Below are 20319 nucleotides of genomic sequence, written 5' to 3'. Positions count from 1 at the left end.
CTGAAAAGTGCAGGGAGCAGGATTTGAACCTGCGGACCCCTACGGGACAGCGCCCTGAACGCTGCGCCGTTGGCCAGACTTGGCTATCCCTGCTCGCGTTAGTCTGTTTTTCGTGGCCCTTCAAACCCCTTTCGGTCCGGCGATCCGTCGCGCTCGCACCGCTGGGGGCAGCGGACGGACGCCGTGGGTGTCGAAGGGCAGTTTTCATCGTTATAGCTGTACAGCTTCTTTCAGTTCCTCGGCGCGGCCGCGGATCGAATCGACCCCCGCGCGCACGAGCGTGTCGACGTCGAACGATCCGTCCGTCTCGACGTCGAAGACGAACGCGTTCTCGACGTCCGTGACCTCGACCTCGCTGTCAGGGTAGCGTTCGGTGAGATCGTTGTCGAATTCCTCGGTCGGCACCAGATCGCCGTCCTCGGTCTCGATGACGCCACGGACGATATTGGGCTCGTCGTCGTGGAATTCGTCGCGGTCGCCGACGACCTCGACGCGCTGGAGGTGTCGGTAGCCGACCGCCACACCGCCCTGGTGTTTGGCGTGGTCCTGACCGTAGCCGAGTTCGGCGTCGGCCTCCAGCTCCAGCCGCTGGCCGTCCTTGAGGTCGATGATCGGCACGCCTTCTTCGGCCGGCTGCACGAGGTCGTCGCTGGAGACGAGATCGTCGGAGTAGGCTGTCTCCGGCCCCTCGACGTCGAGCGCGAGCGTGACGGTGTCGTCATCGTCGAACTCGCCGCCGAGCGGCGTCGTCAGCGGAATCAGTCCCAGCCGGAGCGCGAGCTGCTCGTCGAACATCACCGAGGAGTTCTCGATAAACCGGACGGTATCGATGCTGAACGTGGGCACGTCGGCGATCATCGCCCGGCGGATGCCGTTGGCGAACGCCGGCGTGACACCACGGACGAGGAACTTCGCCTCGGTGTCGTCGCGCTCGATGAACGTTACGTCGTAGTCTGCCATTGTAGATTACCCGCTGGATTTCGGACTGCGTGTGCCGTCGTGTGGGATCGGCGTGACGTCCTCGATGCGACCGATCTCCAGCCCCGCACGGGCCAGGGCACGAATCGTCGCCTGCGCACCCGGACCGGGGTTGGTCTGGAGGTTGCCACCGGGACCACGCACGCGAACGTGGACGCCTTCGACGCCCTGTGCCTGTACGTCCTCGGCGACGGTCTCGGCCATCTGCATCGCGGCGTACGGCGAGGCCTCGTCGCGGTTCTGCTTGACGACGGTCCCACCGGAGCTCTTCGCGAGCGTCTCGGCACCGGTCAGATCGGTGATCGTGATGATCGTGTTGTTGAACGATGCGTGCACGTGGGCGAGCGCCCACTTGCTGTCCTCTTCTTCTGCCATGTTATTGTTCCTCCGCGCGTTCTGGGTGGAGTTCGTCCGCGAGCGGACTGTTCTCGTCGAAGGCAATCGAGCTCTCCTCTTCGACGGCGACCTTCTTCGAGGGGGTCTGGACCCGGGCGCTGTCGACGGTGACGTGTCCGTGGACGATGAACTGCCGGGCCTGCTCGGGCGTGTTGCCCAGTCCCTTTCGGTAGGCGACCGTCTGCAGGCGGCGCTCGAGCACGTCGGTCACGTCCAGTCGCAGGACGTCGTCGAGCGTGTCCTGCTCGCCGAGGATTCCCAGGCGCCTGAGCCGAGCGATGAACTCGCTGGCCTCCTCGTCGCCGGTGTCGGCCTGACCGAGCAGTTCACGAGCTTCGCGGCGGTAGCCACGGAGTTCGGACTGGGCGCGCCAGAGCTCCTCTTTGTTCTTGAGGCCGTACTGGGTGAGCAGTCCGGACTCCTCGCCGATACGTTCACCCTGGTATGGGTGGTTCGGCGTCTCGTAGAACTTGGTGTTTGATCCGAGTGCCATTATTCTTCCTCAGCTTCGGCTTCCTCAGCCTGTTCTTCCTTGATCGCTTCGACGTTGACACCGATCGTCCCCTCGGTACGGCCCGTGGACTTGGTGCGCTGGCCACGGACTTTCTGTCCGCGCTTGTGGCGGACGCCCTTGTAGGAGTCGATCATCTTCATGCGGTTGATGTCCTGTCGCTTCGTGAGATCGAGGTCGTTGCCGATCTCGTGGGACGTCTCCCCGCTGAAGAAGTCGTTGCGATGGTTCGCGAGCCACTCGGGGACCTCGTCGGCGAAGCCTTCGACCAGTTCGACGATCTCGTCGATCTGCTCCTCGTCGAGGCGGCCGAAGGTCTCCCGTCGATCGACGCCCGCCTTCTGGGCGATGATCCGAGCGGCGCGGTGGCCGATACCGTTCATGTCCGTCAGCGAACGCTCGAGGGACTTCGTGCCGTCGAGGTCCGTCTGTCCGATGCGGACGAAGTACTGGAGGTCTTCGTCGTCCTCCGGTGTGTCCGCGTCTGGGTCTTCTGCACTCATGTGTGGGTTGGGTGAAGCGTCGTGGCGGGGATTCGAACCCCGGAGGCTTGACGCCACATGGTTAGCAACCATGCGCCTTGGGCCGCTTGGCTACCACGACTCGCTTGCAGTGTACTCGCGCCCTCTCGGACTCGGGGGCCAGTCCCCCTGCACGATTCGTACGTGATGGCTCGGTCGTGCCAGCATATAAGCCCAACGGATCGGTCGCCGCGTGTCGGTGGGTCCCGTACTCCGATTATCGGCGGTCACTGTCGGGCAGTGGCGGCCCGTCGCCGGACATCGGCCGTCCCGCGAACGACTCCGGCGGGTACCAATCACGCCATGTCTCGAACCATGTCCGAACGGCACCGTCCGCCGCATGTGATCACAGATGCCGTGGACCGACAGTTTCGAATCCGAGAACACAGCACTCGTCGGATCGTCGCCCGTGCTGACGTGGGGGGCATCTCCCATTGCCTTCGCTTCAGGGGGGCATGGCAGTTTCGGCTCCTCTCAGCACGCGGTTCCACGTCAAAACCCTCTTCGTGGCCCTCTTCTTTTTCAAAACATGAACAGCACTCCCGGCCAAACAACGGCATCCACGTTCGACCTCGTCGAGTGTTCTCTGTATGCGGAGTTCGATGTCAGGGTGGATCCGATCGAGTGGTGTCCGCTCGTCGAACTGGATCCGCCGGTCGACGTGCAACACCAGCAATTCCGGGACGAGACGTGTCTGATCGACGTGCGCACGCACAGTGATGAGCCCCGAACGATCAGAATCACCCAGGAGTGTGATAGTCTGTGTCCTTCGAAAGTGCTGACTGACGCCGGATATATCCCGCGCCTGAATGAGATACGCCCCGAACGCGTCGTCATTGGCATCCCCCTTGGCGATCGAACCGAAGTGCAGGATGTCGTCGGACGCCTGCGGTCAGTCGCCGAGAGCGTGACGCTCCGAAAGCTGGTCCAGCTTGGGACCGACAGCTCGGCCGAGACGACGATGGATCTCACCGATCTGACCGACAAACAGCGTGAGACAGTGACTCTGGCCATCACGAGAGGGTATTACCGACAGCCGCGGCACGCCTCGGTCGATGACATCGCCGACGAGCTCGACATCTCGGCCGCCGCCGTCTCACAGCGGCTTGGTGCCGCCGAATCGAAGGTCATGCGACAGGTGTTCGACACGCTCGCCGACGGCTGCGAGTGACACCTATTTGAGTACCACTCGCTCGGTCGCGTCGGCCAGTTCCGCGTAGAACGGCTCGCGCGTCTCCGCTCGAACCGCCCCGAGGAACCTATTGAACCACTGTCGGGGATGCTCCTCGAGGAACTGTTCGAGCGTCGCGTCCCCCTCGGTAGCGAGCAGATGCGCGGCGAACTCCAGTTCCGTCGCGACGTGATCGGGCAGGTCCGGCCAGTCCGGATCGAGTCCCAGACCGTACGCCCGGTACCACTCGACGACCGCGCCGGTCGAGGGACCGAGCACGTTACTCGGACCCTCGCCGTCGCTGTCCCGGTAGACGCTCTCGTAGGGCGGGCAGGGCGGCCCCTTCGGGCCGACGAACAGGCGGGTGTGTTCCGCTCGGAGGTCCCCGAGTGAGACTGCCCGTAGGCCGGGAACGATCGCGTCGAGTTCGCCGCTGTCGATCGCTTCGATCAGGTCGTTGTCCGGCTGTCGCCAGCACCGCGCCAGCACGGCGTATCCCTGCGCACGCACTTGCCGGCGACTCTGATTCGCGGCGTCGCTCATTTGTCACGCCCCGTCGGTTCGTCGCCACCGTCGGCGACTGCCGTGTCGGGTTTCCCGCCCGACGATCCGAACCCGGCAGTTTTCTCAGGGGCGACAGGGAGGTATCTGAGCCCCAGCGTCACGATCAGTGCACCCAGCGCGACGATCCCGACCGAGACGACCAGTTCGACCACCGTCGGCGTGTACGTTCCGGCAGTCGCCCAGATGTCCGATCCGAACCCGGTGTAGTCACGTCCGACAGCCACGCCCGGGGCAGCGTCGATGTTCAAATCGGTGTAGCCAGTGAAGATGAGGTTCACGCCCTCGAAGACGGTACCGACGATCGCGAGGACACTCGCGGCCACGACGGCCCACGTCCGCTTATGCAAGGACGGAACAGCCAGCAGAGCGAGCGGGAGTACCCCGCCGACGACGGTCCACAGCCAGAAGTACAGCGAGTCACCAACGAGGAACGAACTCGTAATCGTCCAGAACTCGAAGTTCGCTGCCCACGCGTGGGGGAGTCGCTCGGCACCCAGCAGGAAGACGATGTGCACGGCGATAAACACGCCCAGCGCTTTCCCGAGTTCGGGCACCTGTCGATCCGAGAGCTCGAACCGAGTGTATCTGTCGGCCAGGACTCCTGTCACGATAAGCAGCGCCAGTCCCGAGACCAGCCCTTTCATCACGAACATGGGCGCGACGAGGGGATTGAACCAGCTACCCCGACCGATCTGCAATGCGAAGATCCAGCCGTCGATGGCCGCGAGCCCGAGCGCGAGCGGGATCGCTACTGCCGCCGCCCACAGCGACAGTCGCCTGTCGCGTTCCCGACCGGCCTCGGTGTCCGCAGTCCCGAACGCCAGCCGAGATCCACGAGCGGCCAGATCCCGGCGAGTCAGCAGCCAGACGTAACCGGCACTGAACAGCCCGTACGCCATGACGACGAGGAACTCCCAGACCATTGGCGATCGGAAGTCCGGTGACGTGAGGAATCCCGTGATCCGGCTCGGCCGACCGAGGTCAGGAACGATCATCAGGCCCGCCACCACGATACACGCGAAGCTAAGCAACCCGCCGAGGACGGCGATCGAGTCGTACCGGTCCGAGTGGAAGAACCTCGGGACGCTCGAGACGACCAATGCGCCCGCTGAAAGGCCGACGAAGTAGACGAACAGCATGATGTACAGCCCCCAGGAGAAGACGTTGTCCATCCCTGTCACGATCAGCCCTTCGCTGAGCTGGTAGATCCACGCGCCCAGCCCAGCGACGATGAGGACGGCCAGCGCGGCGATCCAGACCGTGCCCGGCGTGCCGAACCTGCCGTCAGTGGCGACATCGCTCATTGTCGGTCACCGCCGTCGGGCAGCGACACGTCCTTGCGCGCTGTCCCCTCCAGTTCCGTCCCGACCCGCTGGCGGCCGGGCGTCATCTTGCCGCGGACGTAGTACGTGCTTGGAGACGTCTCGAGATCTTCGAGTAGTTGGTGTGTCTCGTATTTGTCGACGTACTTCGAGACTGTACTGTCCGGGTCGTCGAGGTCGCCGAAGATCCGTGCGTCGGCCGGACAGGCGTTGACGCAGGCGGGATCGAGGTCCTCCTCTACACGGTGGCTACAGAACGTGCACTTCTCGACGACGCCCTGCGATCGCTCCGGGACGTTCCCCGTCCCCTCCGCGGGAACGTGCTCGGGCTCGTCGTAGTTGAACACGCGGGCGTTGTAGGGACAGGCCGCCATGCAGTAGCGACACCCGATACATTTCTCGTAGTCGATCTCCACGATACCGTCTTCCCGTGTGTAGGTCGCGTTCACCGGACAGACCTTCACGCAGGGGGCGTTCTCACAGTGCTGGCAAGCCGTCGGCTGGAAGTCCATCGACAGGCTCGCGGTGCCGTCGCTCCCGTCGATCGGGTAGCTTCCCGAGGGCGTCTCGATGCTGTCGCCTCCCTCGGTCAGGACCCGATTCCAGACCTGACCGAGTCCGACGTTGTTCTCCTCGATACAGGCTGTCGAACACGCCTGACAGCCGATACACCGCTCCTGGTCGATTACCATTCCGTACTGTGTCATCAGTTATCACCTCCGTCATTCGGTCCGCCGAGCCAGGGGGCCCGATCCGGGTCCGTGTACTGGCTGGTGTCGATGTCGTCCGGCGCCGACTCGACCTCGACGCGGGTGTCGTAGAACGCGAAGTTCTCGATCGCGTCGCTGACGTCCGTGTGCGTGAGATCGTTGTGATGGCCCCGGACGTAGTCGTCGGCCCACCAGCCCTGGTTGACGTTGACCATCCCGGGCCGGTAGCCCTCGTTATATCGGGCCTTGACGACGAGTTCGCCGCGGTCGTTGTAGATCCGGACGTACTCGCCGTCCTCGATGTCCCGTTCTTCAGCGTCGGCGGGGTGGATGTCGACGACCGGTTCCGACTCGATCTGTCGCAGGTACGGCATCCGGCCGAACTGCGAGTGGATCCGCCACCGACTGTGTTTCTGCAGGAAAGTGAGCGGGTACTCCTCGGCGAGTTCGTGATCGGGACTCGTCCGGCTCTCCATCGGAACCGGAACCTCAAGCGACGTCCCGTTCTCGGTGGGCGCGTCCTCGTCGTAGAGCTCGAGGCGGCCGCTCGGGGTGTTGAACTCGCCCTGCCAGATGATCTCTGGCGCGCTGTCGTCGAAGAAGGTCCCCTTCTCGCGGAGATCCTCCAGCGAGAAGCGGTCCTCGGCGTTCAGCACTTTCTGCAGGGTCGTCTCGCGATCGCGGTCGAAGTGCTCGCCGTAGCCCAGCCGCTCGGCCAGGCGAACGAGCATCCAGTGGTCGCTTTTGGACTCCCACAGCGGCTCGTGGGCCGGCTCTCTGTAGCGGACGTGGGGCTGGGTCCAGGTTCCGGCGACGTCTTCACGCTCGAACCAGTGGGAGGCCGGCAGGACGATGTCGGCGTGCTGGACGTTGGGCGTGTGTTGCATGTCCGCCACGGCGACCATGTCGACGTTCTCGAGGGCGTCGAGCCACGCCTGACGGTCGGGCATCTGGTTGGCGGTGAAGTTCGACGCCATCGCGTACATCGCCTTGATCGGCTTCTCGTCGTCGCCCGCCATCGCCGAGAGGATCCCCTTCTGCTGCAGGCTCCGGGGACCCGGTGCGCCCTCGACGGCACCGTAGTCGCTCGCAAAGCCACCGCCCTGGGTGATCCCGCCGGTCACGCAGCCGCTCATCCCGTACTGGCCGAGCAGGGCGAGCAGGATCGCGTACGCCTGACCGAAGATGTGTCCGTAGACGTAGCGGTCGACACCAAGCCCGGTCAGGATGCCGCCCGGACCGCGCGTGCCGAGCCAGCGAACAGTCTGGCGGATGTTCTCGGCGTCGACGCCGACGTACTCGGCCATCTCCTCGGGCGCGTAGTCGGCGGCGGCCTCCCGGATCTCCGTCAGCCCGGTCGTCACCGTCTCGCCGTCGACCTCGTACTCGCCGAAGAGGGCGTACTCGCCGTACGTCTCGGGTTCGAGGGCGACCGGTTCGCCCGACGCCTCCTCGAGGGCGACCGGCGTCTCCTCGTCACCGTCGTCGAAGACGTCCGCCGTCTTCAGCAGCGTCCCGTCTTCCCGGACCAGCGCCGGTCCGAGCGTCCGTTCCCGGAGGAACTGCTCGTCGAGGTAGTCCTCCTCGAAGGCCGTGTAGATCATCGCCATCGCGAGGTGGCCGTCCCTGCCCGGTTTGACCGGCAGCCACAGGTCTCCCTTTGCCGTTGTCGTGTTGTAGGCCGGGTCGACCACGACGATCTTCGCGCCGTTCTGCTTGGCGTCGAGTACCTTCGAGGCGTCCATCTGGAAGCGACTCTCGAAGATGTTGCCGCCCCAGATGACGATGGTGTTGGCGTTCTCGATGTCGGTCGCCTGGTTCGTCGGCGTGTTGAAATACCCCGCGCCGGTGACCCGGCGGAAACCCAGTCCAACGTTGATGTCGATCGACCACGCCTTCATCGTTCCGCCGAACGCTCCGGCCAGACGGCTGTAGACCGTCGCGCCGATGCCGTCGGTCCCCGAGCCGAGTTCGAAGTAGACGCTTTCGGGCGAGTACTCCTCGCGCACGCGGAGCATCTCGTCAGCCACGTAATCCAGCGCCTCGTCCCACTCGATGCGCTCGAACTCGGCGTCCGGGCCTCGACCGGTCGGGTTGGGATCGCCGGGCGACCAGTCTGTCCGCTTCATCGGGTACTTCAGTCGCGTCGGGTTGTAGGCTCGCTGCATGTGGCTGAGCCCGAGCGTGCACGACCGCTTGTAGTCCGGGTTGTCCGGGACTTTGGGCTCGACCTTTCGGATCTGCCCGTCGCGGACGTACACGTCCATCTGGCACTTGCCCCGGCAGTTCGGCGAGCAGTAGCCGTGCAACACGTCGTTGCGATCGAGGAACTGTTCGACGCTCGCTGCGGCCGGATCGACTGACAGCGAGGTGAGACGGCTGCCGCCCAGTCCCAGCGCACCCGCGGCAGCACCGGCCCCCAGAAGGACCGACCGCCGGCTGACGCCGTCTTGCTCACTCATCGGACCCCTCCGGCCCAGTGGGTCGTTCGTCGACGCCGAACTCCTCGAGAACGGCGTCGTGATACTTCTCGTGGAACGCCTGTTCGGACATCTCCCCGATGCTGACTCGAACGGCGTCCCGGCCCATCATCTGCCCCAGATCCGTGCTGTGAGGGCCGTCTTCGAGGATGTCCTCGACTGTCCGTTGCCAGTCCTCGTCGTCTAGCACACTCGCCATCTCCTCGCGAGTGTCCGCAGTGTCGTTCACGCAGATTCACCACGGCGTTCTGTAGGGCTGTCTGTCCCCTCCCGCTGACCCTCAATAGTGGCCTTGTTTAAGTAGTACGGGAAATAGTCAGACAAAACGACAAATCAAGCGGACTATTAATCACGATCTTCGAATAAACTACGCATAATCTTGGCTTCCGCTGAAGCGAGGCGTTTCGAGAGGGCGGACGAAGTGATACCCATATCGGTCGCCAGATCGTCGAAACTGACGGTCCGGGGCCGATCGTAATATCCCTCAAGTATCGCCCGTTCGACCGTCTCGCGCTCGATCTCGGTCAGGGTCTGCAGGCTCACGAGCTCCGATCGGGTGGCCGTCTCGCCGTCGTCGACTACCAGACTCCGGATCCGGACGGCGTCAGCGACTCCGCGGAGTTCTTCGATCATCGCCCGGAGCGTCGCCCGGTCGGCGGGGTTCGTCCGGACGATCAGTCCGCCGTCAGCGGCCGCCTGTAGCGACGGGCAACAGCCGTGACTGGCGACGATTCGGCAGACACACTCGCCGTCGACATGGGTCTGTCTGTGCCGAACTGCAGTCCCGTCCTCGGAGCTCGCACAGGACACGTAACACGTGTCGTCGATCACGTGGTGGTCAACGGGGGCCGACGCATCACAGCCTACGGCGATCGGACAACCCCTGGCGTCGGCGTTGAACTCCACTGCCAGCTCGACGGTCAATGCTCGCCGCGACTCGCTGACTGCCCCGTCGTTGCAACCCCCTGTGGATGTCCGGCCACCGCTCATACGAGGCGCTCGCCGACGTACGCCACATTCCCACTGTCAGCCGTGCGGCTCGTGTTCCGCGCGTCTTCCCGGATCTTGTCTCTTAACACGGTCATCATGCAGTGACTGACGAGCGGGGCAACGCTCAACCCACCGCTTATATATAAGGTCTTTATATAGGGATCCGGACCAGTCGCGCAATCGGCCGTTCGAATCAGTCGTCGTCTGCCCGAACCGATATGTGCTCGACGACCGTCCGCTCGCCGACGTACTCCTCGTTTCGCACCCACTCGCCGTCCTCCTGGACCATGAACTCCCCGTAGTAGGGGACGCGGTCGGCCACGACCTCGTGGAACGCGGCCCGGATCTCCGCTTCGGTCAACTCTCCCATCGGGTGGACGCGCGGACGGTTGAGACAGCCCTTGAGGGATCCATCGTGCGTCACGCGCACGCGATGGCAGTTCTCGCAGAAGTCGGTGTTCTCGACCGGATCGACGACCTCGACCATCCCCTCGCCGTCCCCGTCCCCGTCGGCGATGAAATACCGCTTGCGGTCGTGCATCTCGCGGGTCTCGATCCGGTCGGCCCGCTCGGCGAGCCACTCGTGGACCCGATCGATGTCGACCGCCCACTCGGGGTGGCCAGCGATCTCGGGCATGTACTCGATGAGTTGCAGCCGCAGCCCGTCTCGTTCGGCGACCCGGTCGACCAACTGCGGGACGTACTCGACGGTCCCCTCGAAGACGACCATGTTCAGCTTGACCGGATCGAGCCCCGCGTCCAGGGCCGCGTCGACGCCCTCGATGACCTGGTCGTAGGCACCGCTTTGCGTGATCTCGGCGAACGCCTCAGGGTCGACCGCGTCCTGGGAGACGTTGACTCGTTCGAGGCCGGCCTCGACCAGCCCGTCGGCACGATCCGCCAGCATGGAACCGTTCGTCGTCAGCGACACCTCCATGCCGTCGGGTGCGCGTCGAACGATCTCTTCGAGGTCCTCCCGCAACATTGGCTCGCCGCCGGTGAGCTTGACCGCCTCGACGTCCAGATCGGCGGCGACCGACAGCACGCGCAGGACCGCTTCGGTCGACAGCTCCTCGTCCTGTGGTGCCATCGGCCCACGGGTGTCACCCAGCCCCTCGTTGTGACAGTACACGCAATCGAAGTTACACCGGTCGGTCAGCGACACCCGAATCTCGGTCAACTCGCGGCCGAACCCGTCGACGAGCATTCGTCACGACGCATTTCGTGACGCGAGGTGTTAAGCCTCGCCCCGTGAGTCGCGAGATGTAATTAATTTCAATTACGCTGATTCCCCTTCAGATGTCGGCGTTCGGCTGACGGCGAAACCAATCGCGCGTGTCACAACCCTTATCGACGGTCCGGTGCCAACTCGGTTGCATGGACGAACAGGAGATACGCGATCGGCTCGCAACCGTCGAGGATCCGGACCTCGGTGACGACATCGTCTCGCTGGGGCTCGTCAACGACATCACGATCGACGACGATAGCGTCGTGATCGACCTCGCACTCGGTGCCCCGTACTCGCCGACGGAGACGAAGATCGCCGAGGACGTTCGCGAGGCACTCGCCGACCTCGATGTGGCTGTCGAGTTGTCGGCTTCAATCGACGAGGGGCTTGACGCCAGTGAGCAGGTCCTGCCGAACGTGACGAACATCATCGCCGTCGCCTCCGGGAAAGGTGGCGTCGGCAAGAGCACCGTCGCGGTCAACCTGGCCGCCGGACTGTCCGACCTCGGTGCCGACGTGGGGCTGTTCGACGCTGACATCTACGGGCCGAACGTCCCGCGGATGCTGGGCTCGGACGAGCAACCCAAGGCGACCCCCGACGAGCAGATCATCCCGCCGGAAAAGCACGGCCTGAAGCTCATGAGTATCGATCTGCTGATGGGCGAAGACGCGCCGGTCATCTGGCGGGGCCCGATGGTCGACAAAGTCCTCACCCAGCTGTGGGAGGACGTCCAGTGGGGCGAGTTGGATTACATGGTCGTCGACCTGCCGCCGGGGACCGGCGACACCCAGTTGACGCTGTTGCAGACCGTCCCCGTCGCCGGCGCCGTCATCGTCACGACGCCACAGGAAGTCGCGCTCGACGACGCCCGCAAGGGCCTGGAGATGTTCGGCAAACACGAGACGCCCGTGCTGGGCGTCGTCGAGAACATGAGTTCGTTCAAGTGTCCCGACTGTGGTTCCGAACACGCGATCTTCGGCGACGGCGGCGGCGAGGCGTTCGCCGAGGAGATGTCGATGCCGTTCCTCGGACAGATCCCGCTCGATCCGTCGATCCGCGAACGCGGCGACGCGGGCGAACCGATCGTCTTCGGCGAGGGCGAGACTCCCGACGCGTTCCGCTCGTTCGTCGAGAAGACCGCGAACAACCAGGGATTCGTCGACCGACGCCGCGCGTCGGAGCAGTAGACGTACGCTTCTAGCGTTCTTGCCGGAGTCGATCGACGACGAACGACCGGTCTAGCTTCGCCAGGAACGGCCCGAGTTTCGGGCCTTCTTCGAGGTCGAAAAAGAGCCGGTAGCCGGCACCGAACAGATCGGCGACCTCGACACCGTGACGGTCGGCTGCCTCGTAAATCTCGGCCTGGATATCCTCGCCGTCGCCGCCCGATTGGACGACGTCGGCCACGTCTGCCAGGGCCGCGCTCGTCGCCGCGTCGAACTCGATGTCGGGGATCGACTCGCGTTTGAGTTCGTAGTTGAACTCGTTGTCCGTCCGACGGGCCCACTCGCGGGCGCGCTCGACGCGGTCGAGTGCCTTCTCGACGGCCCAGTCGGGGGCGTCTTCGGGGATGTGCCCCTCGCGCCGGGCGATCTCCTCTCGGAGCTCGGGGTCGTCGGTCATCCCGAGTACCGCGGCGAAGGTATAGGGGATGCGCAGCCGCTCGGGCCGAACCTCGTCGACGAGCAGCGGATACGCGCGCTCGGCGAGTTCGGCCTCCCGTTCGGCGAGCTCCGCGGCTCGATCGCCGTCGGCCTCGCCGCCCCCGAAGTAGCGCTGCTCGAAGCGGTCGAACTCGTCGACAAGCTGGTCGAGACCCTCGATAGAGAAGTCTCGGGCCGTCGTCGGATCCTTGAGGAAGAAATACCGGAGCACCTCCGGTTCCAGCAGTTCCAGGACCTCCTCGACGGTGACGATGTTGCCCGACGACGAGGAGAGTGCCTCCCCATCGAGGGTGAACCACTCGTAGACCATCGGGACCGGCGGCTCGCTGTCGAAGACGTTCCGGGCGATGTCTTCGCCCGACGGCCAGGAGCCCTCGGCGTGGTCCTTGCCGAAGGGCTCGAAGTCGACGCCGAGCACGTCCCACTGGGCGGGCCACTCGAAGCGCCAGGGGAGTTTCCCCTCTCGAAGTGAGGCTGTCCCCTCGTGGCTACACCCCTCGATCGTCTCCTCGCCGGCCTCGACGTCCGCACAGACGTACTCGATCTCGCCGGCGTCGAGGTCGACGTCGGTGATCTCTTCTGTGAGGTGGCCACATTCCGCACACTGGGCCTGGAAGGGGACGTAGTGCTCGTCGACTTTCGCCTGGTACTGGCTGAGGACTTCGCGCGCGCGGTCCTGGTTCGCGAGGACGTGTTCGATGGCGTCGTCGAACTCCCCCGACTCGTAGAGTGCCGTGTTCGAGACGAACTCGATCGGGACGCCCAGTCGCTCGGCGTCGCGCTCGAGAATCTTCGTGAAGTGTGCTCCATACGAATCACAGCAGCCGAACGGATCGGGGATGTCGGTGTATGGCTTGCCGAGGTTCCGGCCGAGTGCCCCGGCGTCGACCTCGCCGAGGCCGACGACGTTCCCGTCCAGATCTGCGAGTCGCCGCGGGAGTTTGCGCAGCCGATCACGGTCGTCGCTGGTGAACACCTGTCGGACCTCGTGACCGCGCTCGCGCAGGGCCTCGGCGACGAAATACCCGCGCATAATCTCGTTGACGTGGCCGAGGTGCGGCACGCCGGAGGGGGAGACGCCCCCCTTGATTACGATCGGCTCGTCGGGGTCGCGAGCCTCGATCGCGTCGGCGACGGCGTCGGCCCAGAAGACCCGGTCGCTCGATCGGCCGACCTCGTAGGGATCGAGTTCAGTCATGGTCCGGCGCGATCCGAGTCCCCTCGTAGTCGTCGTCCAGGACAGCCCGCTCGACCGCTCCCGGATCCGTCCCGTCGAGGACGATCGCTTCGATACCGGACCGGTCGAGGACTTTCGCCGCGAGCAGGTCGATCGGGGCGTTCGACCCGGCCGATCCCAGCGACTCGCCGCGCGCGACCAGTCTGACGAGTTCGCTCGCCGTCATCTCCTCGTAGCGCTCGGCGTTGGGATCCTCGTTGGGATCGGCGTCGAACACGCCGGGGACGGAGGTCGCGAACACGAGTCGGTCGGCGTCGACGTACTCGGCGAGGGCCGCGGAGACGGCGTCGGTCGTCTGGGCCGGCACGACTCCGCCCATCACGACCACGCGATCCCGGTGGAGCGACTCGGCGGCCTCCTCGTAGTTCGTCGGCACTGTCGGTGACGCGAGGTCCTCGTCCAGCGCCGCCAGCAGGAGCCGGGCGTTCAGCCGCGTCGTGTCGATTCCAAGCTGATCGAGCTCGCCCTCGTTGGCTCCCAGTGACCGGGCCGCACCGATGTACTCCCGCGCGGTCGGACCACCGCCGACGACGACCCCGAGGTCGTGGCCCGCTGCCGCCAGCGATTCGACGACGTCGGCGTAGTCCGCCACTCGCCCGGCGTCCAGGTCCGGGACGAGCACGCTCCCGCCGATAGAGAGGACTGTCTTCATCGGATCGGCGTAGCCGCGAGGCGCTCTTAAGTATTGTCAAGGAGTCGCTGAACGTGTCCTTCTCCCGTGTCATCGAATACCGTCGACAGTGACCGCTACTGTCAAACCGCCGGCCCTCCTCTGGAGAAACATGCACGTACTGGGTGTCGTCGGCTACTCCGACACCGGGAAGACGACGCTACTGGAGCGACTGGCCGAGCGACTGGCCGATCGCGGGCGCGTGGCGACGATCAAGCACCTCCACGAGTTCGATATCGATATCGAGGGGAAAGATACCGCTCGTCACCGCGCGGCCGGCGCCGATCGGACCTACGGCATTGTCGACGACGGCGAGTGGTTCGCCACGGGGGCCGACCGGACCCTCCGCGATGCGCTCGACGATCTCGCGCCCGCGTTCGACTACGTTCTCGTCGAGGGGTTCAGCGAGGCGGCGATCCCGCAAGTCGTCATCGGCGACCGCGACCACGCCGGCGAAGCGATCGCGACTGCCACCGACGCCGACGCCGTCGACGTCGAGGCGGTCGTGGACGCGCTCGGAGCGACCGACCCCTTCGAGACGCTTGGATCACTCGTCCAGCAGGTCAAAGACGATCCAGCGGCCGAGCGCGCCGGGGCGATCGCCACGTTTACCGGCCAGGTCCGAGCGAAAGAATCAGCGGACGACGATCGGACCGAACGTCTGACCTTCGAAAAATACGAAGGCGTCGCCGACCAGCGACTCGCGGCGATCGAACGCGACCTCGAATCCCGAGACGGCGTACTGTCGGTCGAACTCCACCACCGGACCGGCACGATCGAGGCGGGCGAGGACATCGTCTTCGTCGTCGTACTCGCTGGCCACCGGACGGAAGCGTTCGAGGCTGTCTCCGACGGGATCGATCGTCTCAAAGACGACGTCCCGATATTCAAAAAGGAGATCACCGTCGAGGATTCCTTCTGGGTCCACGAGCGATGAGATATCGACTCTGGAGTAGAATATATCCGTTTTTCGCTTCATACTGCGTGGAGACTGGGGGCAAATTGACAATAGAATACGGCCCATAAAAGAAGAAAGAATAGTTGATATACTGTTTTAAAATGTCTCGGTCGAATTTAACGAGTTTTGAATCGTCTCCCGATCCTGCGATTCGGCTAAATTCGATCGAACTTCCCCAAAGCGTCCTGCGTTTATATACTCCCCCAGACGGTATGAGGGAGTGACGTGATCCAGATGAGCGCGACGACACAGCCCTCCCCAGACAGTGCAGAGTCGGAGTCGACAGCGTCCAAAGAGGAACGTCTCCGTTCGTATCTCCGAAAGAAGGTGACCGAGAACGGCGAACTCTACTTCAAGAGCAAGTTCATCGCCGACGAAGTCGACCTCTCTTCGAAGGAGATCGGCGCACTGATGGTCAAGCTCAAAGAATCAGCGACGGACATCGAAGTCGAAAAGTGGTCCTACACGAGCGCGACGACCTGGCGAATCGAGCCTGCTTGATCCTCCACGCGGAACCGGTCTGACGGACACTGCGTCCCCGCGGTCGCCGCCGTCGCGGCGTACCCGTTTCGACCTGGTACTTTCGAACGGTCGCCACTACTCCCCGAACCGTCGATATTTTATGAGTCTCTCCCGTGTCGGTAGACAGGTATGTCGACGGTGCCGCCGGCCGACGCTCCTTCGCCGGAGGATCTCACGCCGGTCTTCGAGGTAACGGACGTCCGTCGGGACGGGGATCGAGTACTGTACGTCGGTTACCCCCGGGAGCCGCCGGCGACCGTCGAATCGGAACTCGCGCCGCTGTTTTACGAGCAGGGCTTCGAGATGCACCTCCAGGCACGCGGCGGGTCCCCGTCCGGGGAGTACGCCATCGTCGCCAGCGAGCGGTCGATCGGGATCGACGGGATCCCCTGGAAGAACGTCGCGCTCGCGCTTGCCACGATCCTCACGACGCTGTACGCCGGGACGGTCTGGTATCACATCGACGTGGCTGCGAACCCATTGCACGCCCTGCAGGCCTGGCCGTTTTCGCTGGCGATTCTGACGATCCTCGGCGTCCACGAGTTCGGCCACTACATCACCAGCCGGATCCACCGCGTCGACGCCAGCCTGCCGTATTTTATCCCGATCCCGCCACCCTTCGGGACCGCCGGGGCGATCATCCGGATGCACGGACGAATGCCGAGTCGGAAGGCACTGTTGGACATCGGCGCGTCCGGGCCGCTCGCGGGAATCGTGGCGACGGTCGTCGTGACGGTGATCGGGCTGTCGCTCGATCCTATCACAGTCCCTCGATCGATCGCAACGAGCGACGCGGCCCGAATCGAGTTCGCCGAACCGCTGTTGCTTCGCGGGCTCGCGTGGCTGACCGGGCAGCCGTTGTCCTATGCCGATCCGACCAGGCAGTTACACCCGGTGGTCTTCGCCGGCTGGCTCGGGATGCTCGTGACCTTTCTGAACCTCCTGCCGGTCGGGCAACTTGACGGGGGCCACGTCATGCGCGCGCTACTCGGGCGTCGCCAGGAGACCGTCGCGGCCGCGATTCCGGCTGTGCTGTTCGGGTTCGCCGGCATCCTGCTGCTCCGGGGTGACGTCTCGATCGAAGCGGGCATCTGGATTGTCTGGGGCGTTTTCACGGGTGTTCTGGCGTTTTTCGGCCCGGCCGTGCCAATGCGTGAGGAACCGCTCGATCGCAAGCGACAGGCGATCGGTCTGGTCACGTTCGTCGTCGGGGCGCTCTGTTTCATGCCGGTTCCGTTCCGGATCGTCGTCTGACGGGGTCAGCGCTGGTGGGTGTATCCCCGATCCGGCAGAGGCTGGCCGTCGAGTGTGATTCCGTCTTCGGTGACAGTCCCGATCCGGGTCAGCGTAACCGGTATAGCGTCCCTGGCCGCAGTGAGTTCCGGTTCGGGAACCGTACAGACGAGTTCGAAGTCCTCGCCGAAGAACGCGCCGAGTTCGAGCCGCTCGTCCGGGCCGACGACCGCATCGACGGCCTCGTCGATCGGGAGTGGCGTTTCGACGGCCATCCCGCAGTCGCTGGCTTCGGCGAGTTGGTGCAGTGATCGAGCCAGCCCGTCGCTCGAATCCATCATCGCGCTGGCGTAGGGGACCAGCGCGCGCCCGGCGTTGATCCGGGGCCGGAAGCGGAAGAGTTCGTTCGCCCGCTCGGCCTCGCCACGGTCGAAGTATCGGAGTGCTGCGGCGCTGCGCCCGAGCGTGCCCGTGACACAGACTGCGTCGCCGGGTTCGGCTCCTGACCGAAACACAGGGTCGTCGGCTCGACCGACGGCGGCCGTCGCGACGGTGAACTCCGCGTGGTCGTCGAGGTCGCCGCCGACGTACTCGGTGCCGACCGCCTCACAGACGTCACGTGCGCCGTCGACGAACGCCAGGATCTCCTCCTGCTCGAATGCGGGCGCACCGTAGACTGCGACAGCACCCGTCGGAGCGGCCCCCATTGCAGCCAGGTCCGAGAGTGACGCGCCGACGGATCGCCAGCCGGCGGTGTATCGAGTCGTTCCCGACGGGAAGTCCGTCGTCTCGTGCAGCATGTCGATCGTCACGACCAGCCCGTCGATCACGGCTGCGTCGTCGCCCGCACGTGGGAGGCGATCGGCGAGCAAGCCCAGCATCGTCCGCTCGTCCATGTGTCCGAATGGGTCCCAGACGACAAAAGCACCGGCGATCGGGACCTCGATCCGGAGGGTTAAAGCCGTCGTCGGGCATGCATCCGGTAGCATGAACGGCGACCGGACAGCGACCGTGTTGCTGTTTCTCGTCGCGCTGGCGGTCCTCGGAGCGCTCGTCTGGGTCGCCGGTGTTGAGGAGACGCTGACAGCGCTCGGACGCGCGCGCTTGCCGCTCGTCGCGGTCGTCGTCGCTCTCACGGTCGCGTGGCTCGTCTCCTGGGGACTGTCGTTGCACGTCGTACTGGGTGCGCTCGGCGCGCCAGTGTCGGCACCGAAGGCCGTGCTCGTGTTCACGGCGGCGATGTTCTCGAACAACATCACGCCGTTCGGGCAGGCCGGCGGGGAGCCGGTCAGCGCGCTGCTCATCTCCGAGGCGGCCGACAGCGAGTACGAGACCGGGCTCGCGGCTATCGCCAGCGTCGACACGCTCCATTTCGTCCCGTCGATCGGGATGGCGCTTCTCGGGATGGCGCTGTTCGGGATGGACGCGATAGCGGCCTCCCGGGACCTGGCGATCTCTATCGCGATCCTGGTCGGGTTGTTCGTCCTCGTCGTCGGTGCCGCCGTCCTGATCTATCACTACCACCATCGGATTGAACAGGCGCTCGCGACTGCGGTCACGCCGATCGCTCGCGTTCTCTCGCGGGTGATTCCCGGTCGGACGCCGCCAGGTATGCGAGCCGTCGAGAACCGGATCGGGAGTTTCTTCGAATCGATCGATCGGATCGGTACTGACCGACGGGCACTCGTTCTCGCGGGCGGGTTCTCGACGGTCGGCTGGTTCACGCTCGGCGTGACGCTCTGGACCGCGGCGATCGCGGTCGGAGCCTCGATTCCGCTGGCTGCCGCGCTGGTCGCCGTCCCGATCGGTCTGATCGCCGGAGCGACACCGCTTCCCGGCGGCTCCGGCGCGATCGAGACGGCGATCGCCGCGATCCTCGTGTCGCTGACGACGGTGTCGAACGGCGGTGCCGTCGCTGCCGTCCTCGTCTATCGGCTCGCGACCTACTGGCTCCCGACGGTCGTCGGCGGTCTCGTCGCGACCGGGCTCGGGACTCGCAGCGTCCGAAGCCCCTAGCCCGTCGGCGAGCGCTGCAACCGGTTCACTGCACCCGCGAGCGCACCGCCGAAGCCGGCGAAGACCATCGGATACGCGATCCCCGCGAGAACCAGGGCGGCAAGGAAGTCCGGTCCGGCGCTCGCACCCGCGGCCGTGACTTCGATCGCGACCGCAGCGACGGCCGACGCGAGCGCGTACCCGGGAAGCGCCGTCAGACCGGATAACGCGCCGTCCGAGACATCGGTGGCCCCGTCCGCTCTCGCGAGTAACAGGCCCGCGACCGACAGCGTCACGACGGGCACCAGATACAGCAGGACAGTGAATCCGCCCTCGCCGCCGACGTACGACGCCGTCCGGCTGCCCAGAATCGGTAGCCCCTCGAAGACGGTCTCGACGAAGTGCGCGTTGAAGAACACCCAGCCGACCAGCTCTGCGGTCGCCGGTTCGCCGTCGAGCACCTCGATCAGGCGATTGAGATCCGACCCACTGACGTCCGGAGCGACGACCAGGTGCGTGACGAGATACCCCGCGATCCAGGCGAGGACGCCCGCGACGAACCCCAGCAGGAGCGAGCGACGGGACGGCTGCGCCGTCGAAACCGACGATCGAGCCGTCATCTACGTTCCTCCCCCGGAAATCTTCTCGGCGAACACGTCCGCGGCCGGGTCGAGCGACGCGTACAGCCGGACGGCGATCACCAGCAGCGGCCCCAGCGCCGCCAGCAGGAACGCCGTGTCGTAGACCCACAGGAGGCCGCCGAACAGTCCGGCAACCAGCGGGGCGAGTCCCCAGTGGGCGATCAGCACGGCGGCGAGGACGGACAGCCAGTAGCCGATCGACGCCGCGTTCCGTGACAGTTCGCCCCGACCTGCCGGCGCGACCAGCGCCGCCAGTCCCGAGGCCGTATAGACGAGCGTGCCCGCGACGACCAGCGCGGCGATCGCGCGGACGAGCGCCCCAATCGAGATGTCGGTGCCTGGCAAGAGCCGGTCGACGCCCGGAAGCAGCGTCACGAGCCCCAGCACGAACGCAGTCGCGGTGGCGCCGAACAGGAGCTTGCCGATCGAGCGTGTGGTTTCGCGACTCGGTTCGAATCGATCGCTCTCGAACGTGGGAACCATGCTTGTGCCCGGGTAATAGAGCCCCGCGGACAAGTACGGACGTGG

The 20319-nt window shown here is 65.2% G+C and carries 22 protein-coding genes and 2 tRNA genes; 6 read left to right on the top strand and 18 right to left on the bottom strand.

Going from position 1 to position 20319, the window contains the following annotated elements; genetic code table 11:
* Positions 1-8 precede the first annotated feature (8 nt).
* From HSEST_RS10330 to HSEST_RS10305, 6 genes are all read right to left on the bottom strand, one after another.
* Positions 9-93: transfer RNA gene (locus HSEST_RS10330), tRNA-Leu, on the bottom strand.
* Positions 94-210: 117 nt separating this feature from the next.
* Complete coding sequence (locus HSEST_RS10325; RefSeq protein WP_229120851.1) at positions 211-960, bottom strand: DNA-directed RNA polymerase subunit D; 750 nt, start codon at positions 958-960, stop codon at positions 211-213.
* Positions 961-966: 6 nt separating this feature from the next.
* Positions 967-1353, bottom strand: a complete 387-nt coding sequence (locus HSEST_RS10320; protein WP_229120850.1) for a 30S ribosomal protein S11 — start codon at positions 1351-1353, stop codon at positions 967-969.
* Between the two features lies 1 nt (position 1354).
* Positions 1355-1867: a 30S ribosomal protein S4 gene (locus HSEST_RS10315; RefSeq protein ID WP_229120849.1), complete on the bottom strand. Its 513-nt coding sequence runs from the start codon at positions 1865-1867 to the stop codon at positions 1355-1357.
* Positions 1867-2388, bottom strand: coding sequence for a 30S ribosomal protein S13 (locus tag HSEST_RS10310; RefSeq protein WP_229120848.1), 522 nt, complete (start codon positions 2386-2388; stop codon positions 1867-1869). The genes HSEST_RS10315 and HSEST_RS10310 overlap by 1 nt, the downstream gene beginning before the upstream one ends.
* Before the next feature lie 17 nt (positions 2389-2405).
* Positions 2406-2488: transfer RNA gene (locus tag HSEST_RS10305), tRNA-Ser, on the bottom strand.
* 447 nt (positions 2489-2935) lie between these two features.
* On the opposite strand from HSEST_RS10305, the gene HSEST_RS10300 reads away from it, so the two are divergent.
* Positions 2936-3577: a helix-turn-helix domain-containing protein gene (locus HSEST_RS10300; RefSeq protein ID WP_229120847.1), complete on the top strand. Its 642-nt coding sequence runs from the start codon at positions 2936-2938 to the stop codon at positions 3575-3577.
* A 3-nt stretch (positions 3578-3580) separates the two neighbouring features.
* On the opposite strand, the gene HSEST_RS10295 is transcribed toward HSEST_RS10300, so the two are convergent.
* From HSEST_RS10295 to moaA, 7 genes are all read right to left on the bottom strand, one after another.
* Positions 3581-4120 (bottom strand): TorD/DmsD family molecular chaperone, encoded by a 540-nt coding sequence (locus tag HSEST_RS10295; RefSeq protein WP_229120846.1) that lies wholly within the window; start codon positions 4118-4120, stop codon positions 3581-3583.
* Complete coding sequence (nrfD, locus tag HSEST_RS10290; protein WP_229120845.1) at positions 4117-5445, bottom strand: NrfD/PsrC family molybdoenzyme membrane anchor subunit; 1329 nt, start codon at positions 5443-5445, stop codon at positions 4117-4119. The genes HSEST_RS10295 and nrfD overlap by 4 nt, the downstream gene beginning before the upstream one ends.
* Positions 5442-6170 carry a sulfate reduction electron transfer complex DsrMKJOP subunit DsrO gene (dsrO, locus tag HSEST_RS10285; RefSeq protein WP_229120844.1) on the bottom strand — a complete coding sequence of 243 codons (729 nt, stop codon included), beginning with the start codon at positions 6168-6170 and terminating at the stop codon, positions 5442-5444. Before dsrO ends, nrfD begins: the two co-directional genes overlap by 4 nt.
* Positions 6170-8635, bottom strand: coding sequence for a molybdopterin-dependent oxidoreductase (locus tag HSEST_RS10280; protein WP_229120843.1), 2466 nt, complete (start codon positions 8633-8635; stop codon positions 6170-6172). Before HSEST_RS10280 ends, dsrO begins: the two co-directional genes overlap by 1 nt.
* A complete protein-coding gene (locus tag HSEST_RS10275) occupies positions 8628-8852 on the bottom strand; it encodes a 4Fe-4S ferredoxin N-terminal domain-containing protein (RefSeq protein WP_229122986.1) in 225 nt (74 codons plus the stop codon). Before HSEST_RS10275 ends, HSEST_RS10280 begins: the two co-directional genes overlap by 8 nt.
* Before the next feature lie 146 nt (positions 8853-8998).
* Positions 8999-9643, bottom strand: a complete 645-nt coding sequence (locus tag HSEST_RS10270; protein WP_229120842.1) for a helix-turn-helix domain-containing protein — start codon at positions 9641-9643, stop codon at positions 8999-9001.
* A 193-nt stretch (positions 9644-9836) separates the two neighbouring features.
* A complete protein-coding gene (gene moaA, locus HSEST_RS10265) occupies positions 9837-10850 on the bottom strand; it encodes a GTP 3',8-cyclase MoaA (protein ID WP_229120841.1) in 1014 nt (337 codons plus the stop codon).
* Between the two features lie 170 nt (positions 10851-11020).
* Here moaA and HSEST_RS10260 point away from each other — a divergent pair, with 170 nt between their 5' ends.
* Positions 11021-12058 carry an Mrp/NBP35 family ATP-binding protein gene (locus HSEST_RS10260; RefSeq protein ID WP_229120840.1) on the top strand — a complete coding sequence of 346 codons (1038 nt, stop codon included), beginning with the start codon at positions 11021-11023 and terminating at the stop codon, positions 12056-12058.
* Positions 12059-12068: 10 nt separating this feature from the next.
* On the opposite strand, the gene lysS is transcribed toward HSEST_RS10260, so the two are convergent.
* Both lysS and pyrH read right to left on the bottom strand, forming a co-directional pair.
* On the bottom strand, positions 12069-13733 hold the full coding sequence (gene lysS / locus HSEST_RS10255) for a lysine--tRNA ligase (protein ID WP_229120839.1): 1665 nt from the start codon (positions 13731-13733) through the stop codon (positions 12069-12071).
* Positions 13726-14424 (bottom strand): UMP kinase, encoded by a 699-nt coding sequence (gene pyrH, locus HSEST_RS10250; RefSeq protein ID WP_229120838.1) that lies wholly within the window; start codon positions 14422-14424, stop codon positions 13726-13728. Before pyrH ends, lysS begins: the two co-directional genes overlap by 8 nt.
* A gap of 130 nt (positions 14425-14554) precedes the next feature.
* Between pyrH and HSEST_RS10245 the strand changes: the two genes are divergently transcribed.
* The 3 genes from HSEST_RS10245 to HSEST_RS10235 all read left to right on the top strand — a co-directional run bounded on the left by HSEST_RS10245 (position 14555) and on the right by HSEST_RS10235 (position 17176).
* Positions 14555-15379: a molybdopterin synthase gene (locus tag HSEST_RS10245; protein WP_229120837.1), complete on the top strand. Its 825-nt coding sequence runs from the start codon at positions 14555-14557 to the stop codon at positions 15377-15379.
* A gap of 255 nt (positions 15380-15634) precedes the next feature.
* Entirely contained in the window at positions 15635-15901 is a 267-nt protein-coding gene (locus HSEST_RS10240) for a DUF7123 family protein (RefSeq protein WP_229120836.1), read from the top strand.
* A gap of 150 nt (positions 15902-16051) precedes the next feature.
* Entirely contained in the window at positions 16052-17176 is a 1125-nt protein-coding gene (locus tag HSEST_RS10235) for a site-2 protease family protein (RefSeq protein WP_229120835.1), read from the top strand.
* A gap of 5 nt (positions 17177-17181) precedes the next feature.
* Here the strand turns inward: HSEST_RS10235 and thiL are convergent, their stop codons facing one another.
* Positions 17182-18051, bottom strand: coding sequence for a thiamine-phosphate kinase (gene thiL / locus HSEST_RS10230; protein WP_229122985.1), 870 nt, complete (start codon positions 18049-18051; stop codon positions 17182-17184).
* Positions 18052-18142: 91 nt separating this feature from the next.
* Between thiL and HSEST_RS10225 the strand changes: the two genes are divergently transcribed.
* Positions 18143-19171: a lysylphosphatidylglycerol synthase transmembrane domain-containing protein gene (locus tag HSEST_RS10225; RefSeq protein ID WP_229120834.1), complete on the top strand. Its 1029-nt coding sequence runs from the start codon at positions 18143-18145 to the stop codon at positions 19169-19171.
* On the opposite strand, the gene HSEST_RS10220 is transcribed toward HSEST_RS10225, so the two are convergent.
* The gene (locus HSEST_RS10220) at positions 19168-19770 is read right to left on the bottom strand and encodes a hypothetical protein (RefSeq protein ID WP_229120833.1); all 603 of its coding nucleotides are present in this window, start codon (positions 19768-19770) and stop codon (positions 19168-19170) included. The two genes, HSEST_RS10225 and HSEST_RS10220, sit on opposite strands and share 4 nt — an antisense overlap.
* Positions 19771-20274 (bottom strand): hypothetical protein, encoded by a 504-nt coding sequence (locus HSEST_RS10215; RefSeq protein WP_229120832.1) that lies wholly within the window; start codon positions 20272-20274, stop codon positions 19771-19773. It abuts the gene before it with no gap.
* Between the last annotated feature and the right edge of the window lie 45 nt (positions 20275-20319).

It is taken from the genome of Halapricum desulfuricans (assembly GCF_017094465.1).
Taxonomy (GTDB): Archaea; Halobacteriota; Halobacteria; order Halobacteriales; family Haloarculaceae; genus Halapricum.
This window is presented reverse-complemented; position numbering and strand designations above follow the sequence as displayed.

Excerpts from the sequence above, each read along its gene's own strand:
- HSEST_RS10325 (WP_229120851.1), bottom strand. The coding sequence starts at position 960 with ATGGCAGACTACGACGTAACGTTCATCGAGCGCGACGACACCGAGGCG.
- HSEST_RS10320 (WP_229120850.1), bottom strand. The coding sequence starts at position 1,353 with ATGGCAGAAGAAGAGGACAGCAAGTGGGCGCTCGCCCACGTGCACGCA.
- HSEST_RS10315 (WP_229120849.1), bottom strand. The coding sequence starts at position 1,867 with ATGGCACTCGGATCAAACACCAAGTTCTACGAGACGCCGAACCACCCA.
- HSEST_RS10310 (WP_229120848.1), bottom strand. The coding sequence starts at position 2,388 with ATGAGTGCAGAAGACCCAGACGCGGACACACCGGAGGACGACGAAGAC.
- HSEST_RS10300 (WP_229120847.1), top strand. The coding sequence starts at position 2,936 with ATGAACAGCACTCCCGGCCAAACAACGGCATCCACGTTCGACCTCGTC.
- HSEST_RS10295 (WP_229120846.1), bottom strand. The coding sequence starts at position 4,120 with ATGAGCGACGCCGCGAATCAGAGTCGCCGGCAAGTGCGTGCGCAGGGA.
- nrfD (WP_229120845.1), bottom strand. The coding sequence starts at position 5,445 with ATGAGCGATGTCGCCACTGACGGCAGGTTCGGCACGCCGGGCACGGTC.
- dsrO (WP_229120844.1), bottom strand. The coding sequence starts at position 6,170 with ATGACACAGTACGGAATGGTAATCGACCAGGAGCGGTGTATCGGCTGT.
- HSEST_RS10280 (WP_229120843.1), bottom strand. The coding sequence starts at position 8,635 with ATGAGTGAGCAAGACGGCGTCAGCCGGCGGTCGGTCCTTCTGGGGGCC.
- HSEST_RS10275 (WP_229122986.1), bottom strand. The coding sequence starts at position 8,852 with ATGGCGAGTGTGCTAGACGACGAGGACTGGCAACGGACAGTCGAGGAC.
- HSEST_RS10270 (WP_229120842.1), bottom strand. The coding sequence starts at position 9,643 with ATGAGCGGTGGCCGGACATCCACAGGGGGTTGCAACGACGGGGCAGTC.
- moaA (WP_229120841.1), bottom strand. The coding sequence starts at position 10,850 with ATGCTCGTCGACGGGTTCGGCCGCGAGTTGACCGAGATTCGGGTGTCG.
- HSEST_RS10260 (WP_229120840.1), top strand. The coding sequence starts at position 11,021 with ATGGACGAACAGGAGATACGCGATCGGCTCGCAACCGTCGAGGATCCG.
- lysS (WP_229120839.1), bottom strand. The coding sequence starts at position 13,733 with ATGACTGAACTCGATCCCTACGAGGTCGGCCGATCGAGCGACCGGGTC.
- pyrH (WP_229120838.1), bottom strand. The coding sequence starts at position 14,424 with ATGAAGACAGTCCTCTCTATCGGCGGGAGCGTGCTCGTCCCGGACCTG.
- HSEST_RS10245 (WP_229120837.1), top strand. The coding sequence starts at position 14,555 with ATGCACGTACTGGGTGTCGTCGGCTACTCCGACACCGGGAAGACGACG.
- HSEST_RS10240 (WP_229120836.1), top strand. The coding sequence starts at position 15,635 with ATGAGCGCGACGACACAGCCCTCCCCAGACAGTGCAGAGTCGGAGTCG.
- HSEST_RS10235 (WP_229120835.1), top strand. The coding sequence starts at position 16,052 with ATGTCGACGGTGCCGCCGGCCGACGCTCCTTCGCCGGAGGATCTCACG.
- thiL (WP_229122985.1), bottom strand. The coding sequence starts at position 18,051 with ATGGACGAGCGGACGATGCTGGGCTTGCTCGCCGATCGCCTCCCACGT.
- HSEST_RS10225 (WP_229120834.1), top strand. The coding sequence starts at position 18,143 with ATGAACGGCGACCGGACAGCGACCGTGTTGCTGTTTCTCGTCGCGCTG.
- HSEST_RS10220 (WP_229120833.1), bottom strand. The coding sequence starts at position 19,770 with ATGACGGCTCGATCGTCGGTTTCGACGGCGCAGCCGTCCCGTCGCTCG.
- HSEST_RS10215 (WP_229120832.1), bottom strand. The coding sequence starts at position 20,274 with ATGGTTCCCACGTTCGAGAGCGATCGATTCGAACCGAGTCGCGAAACC.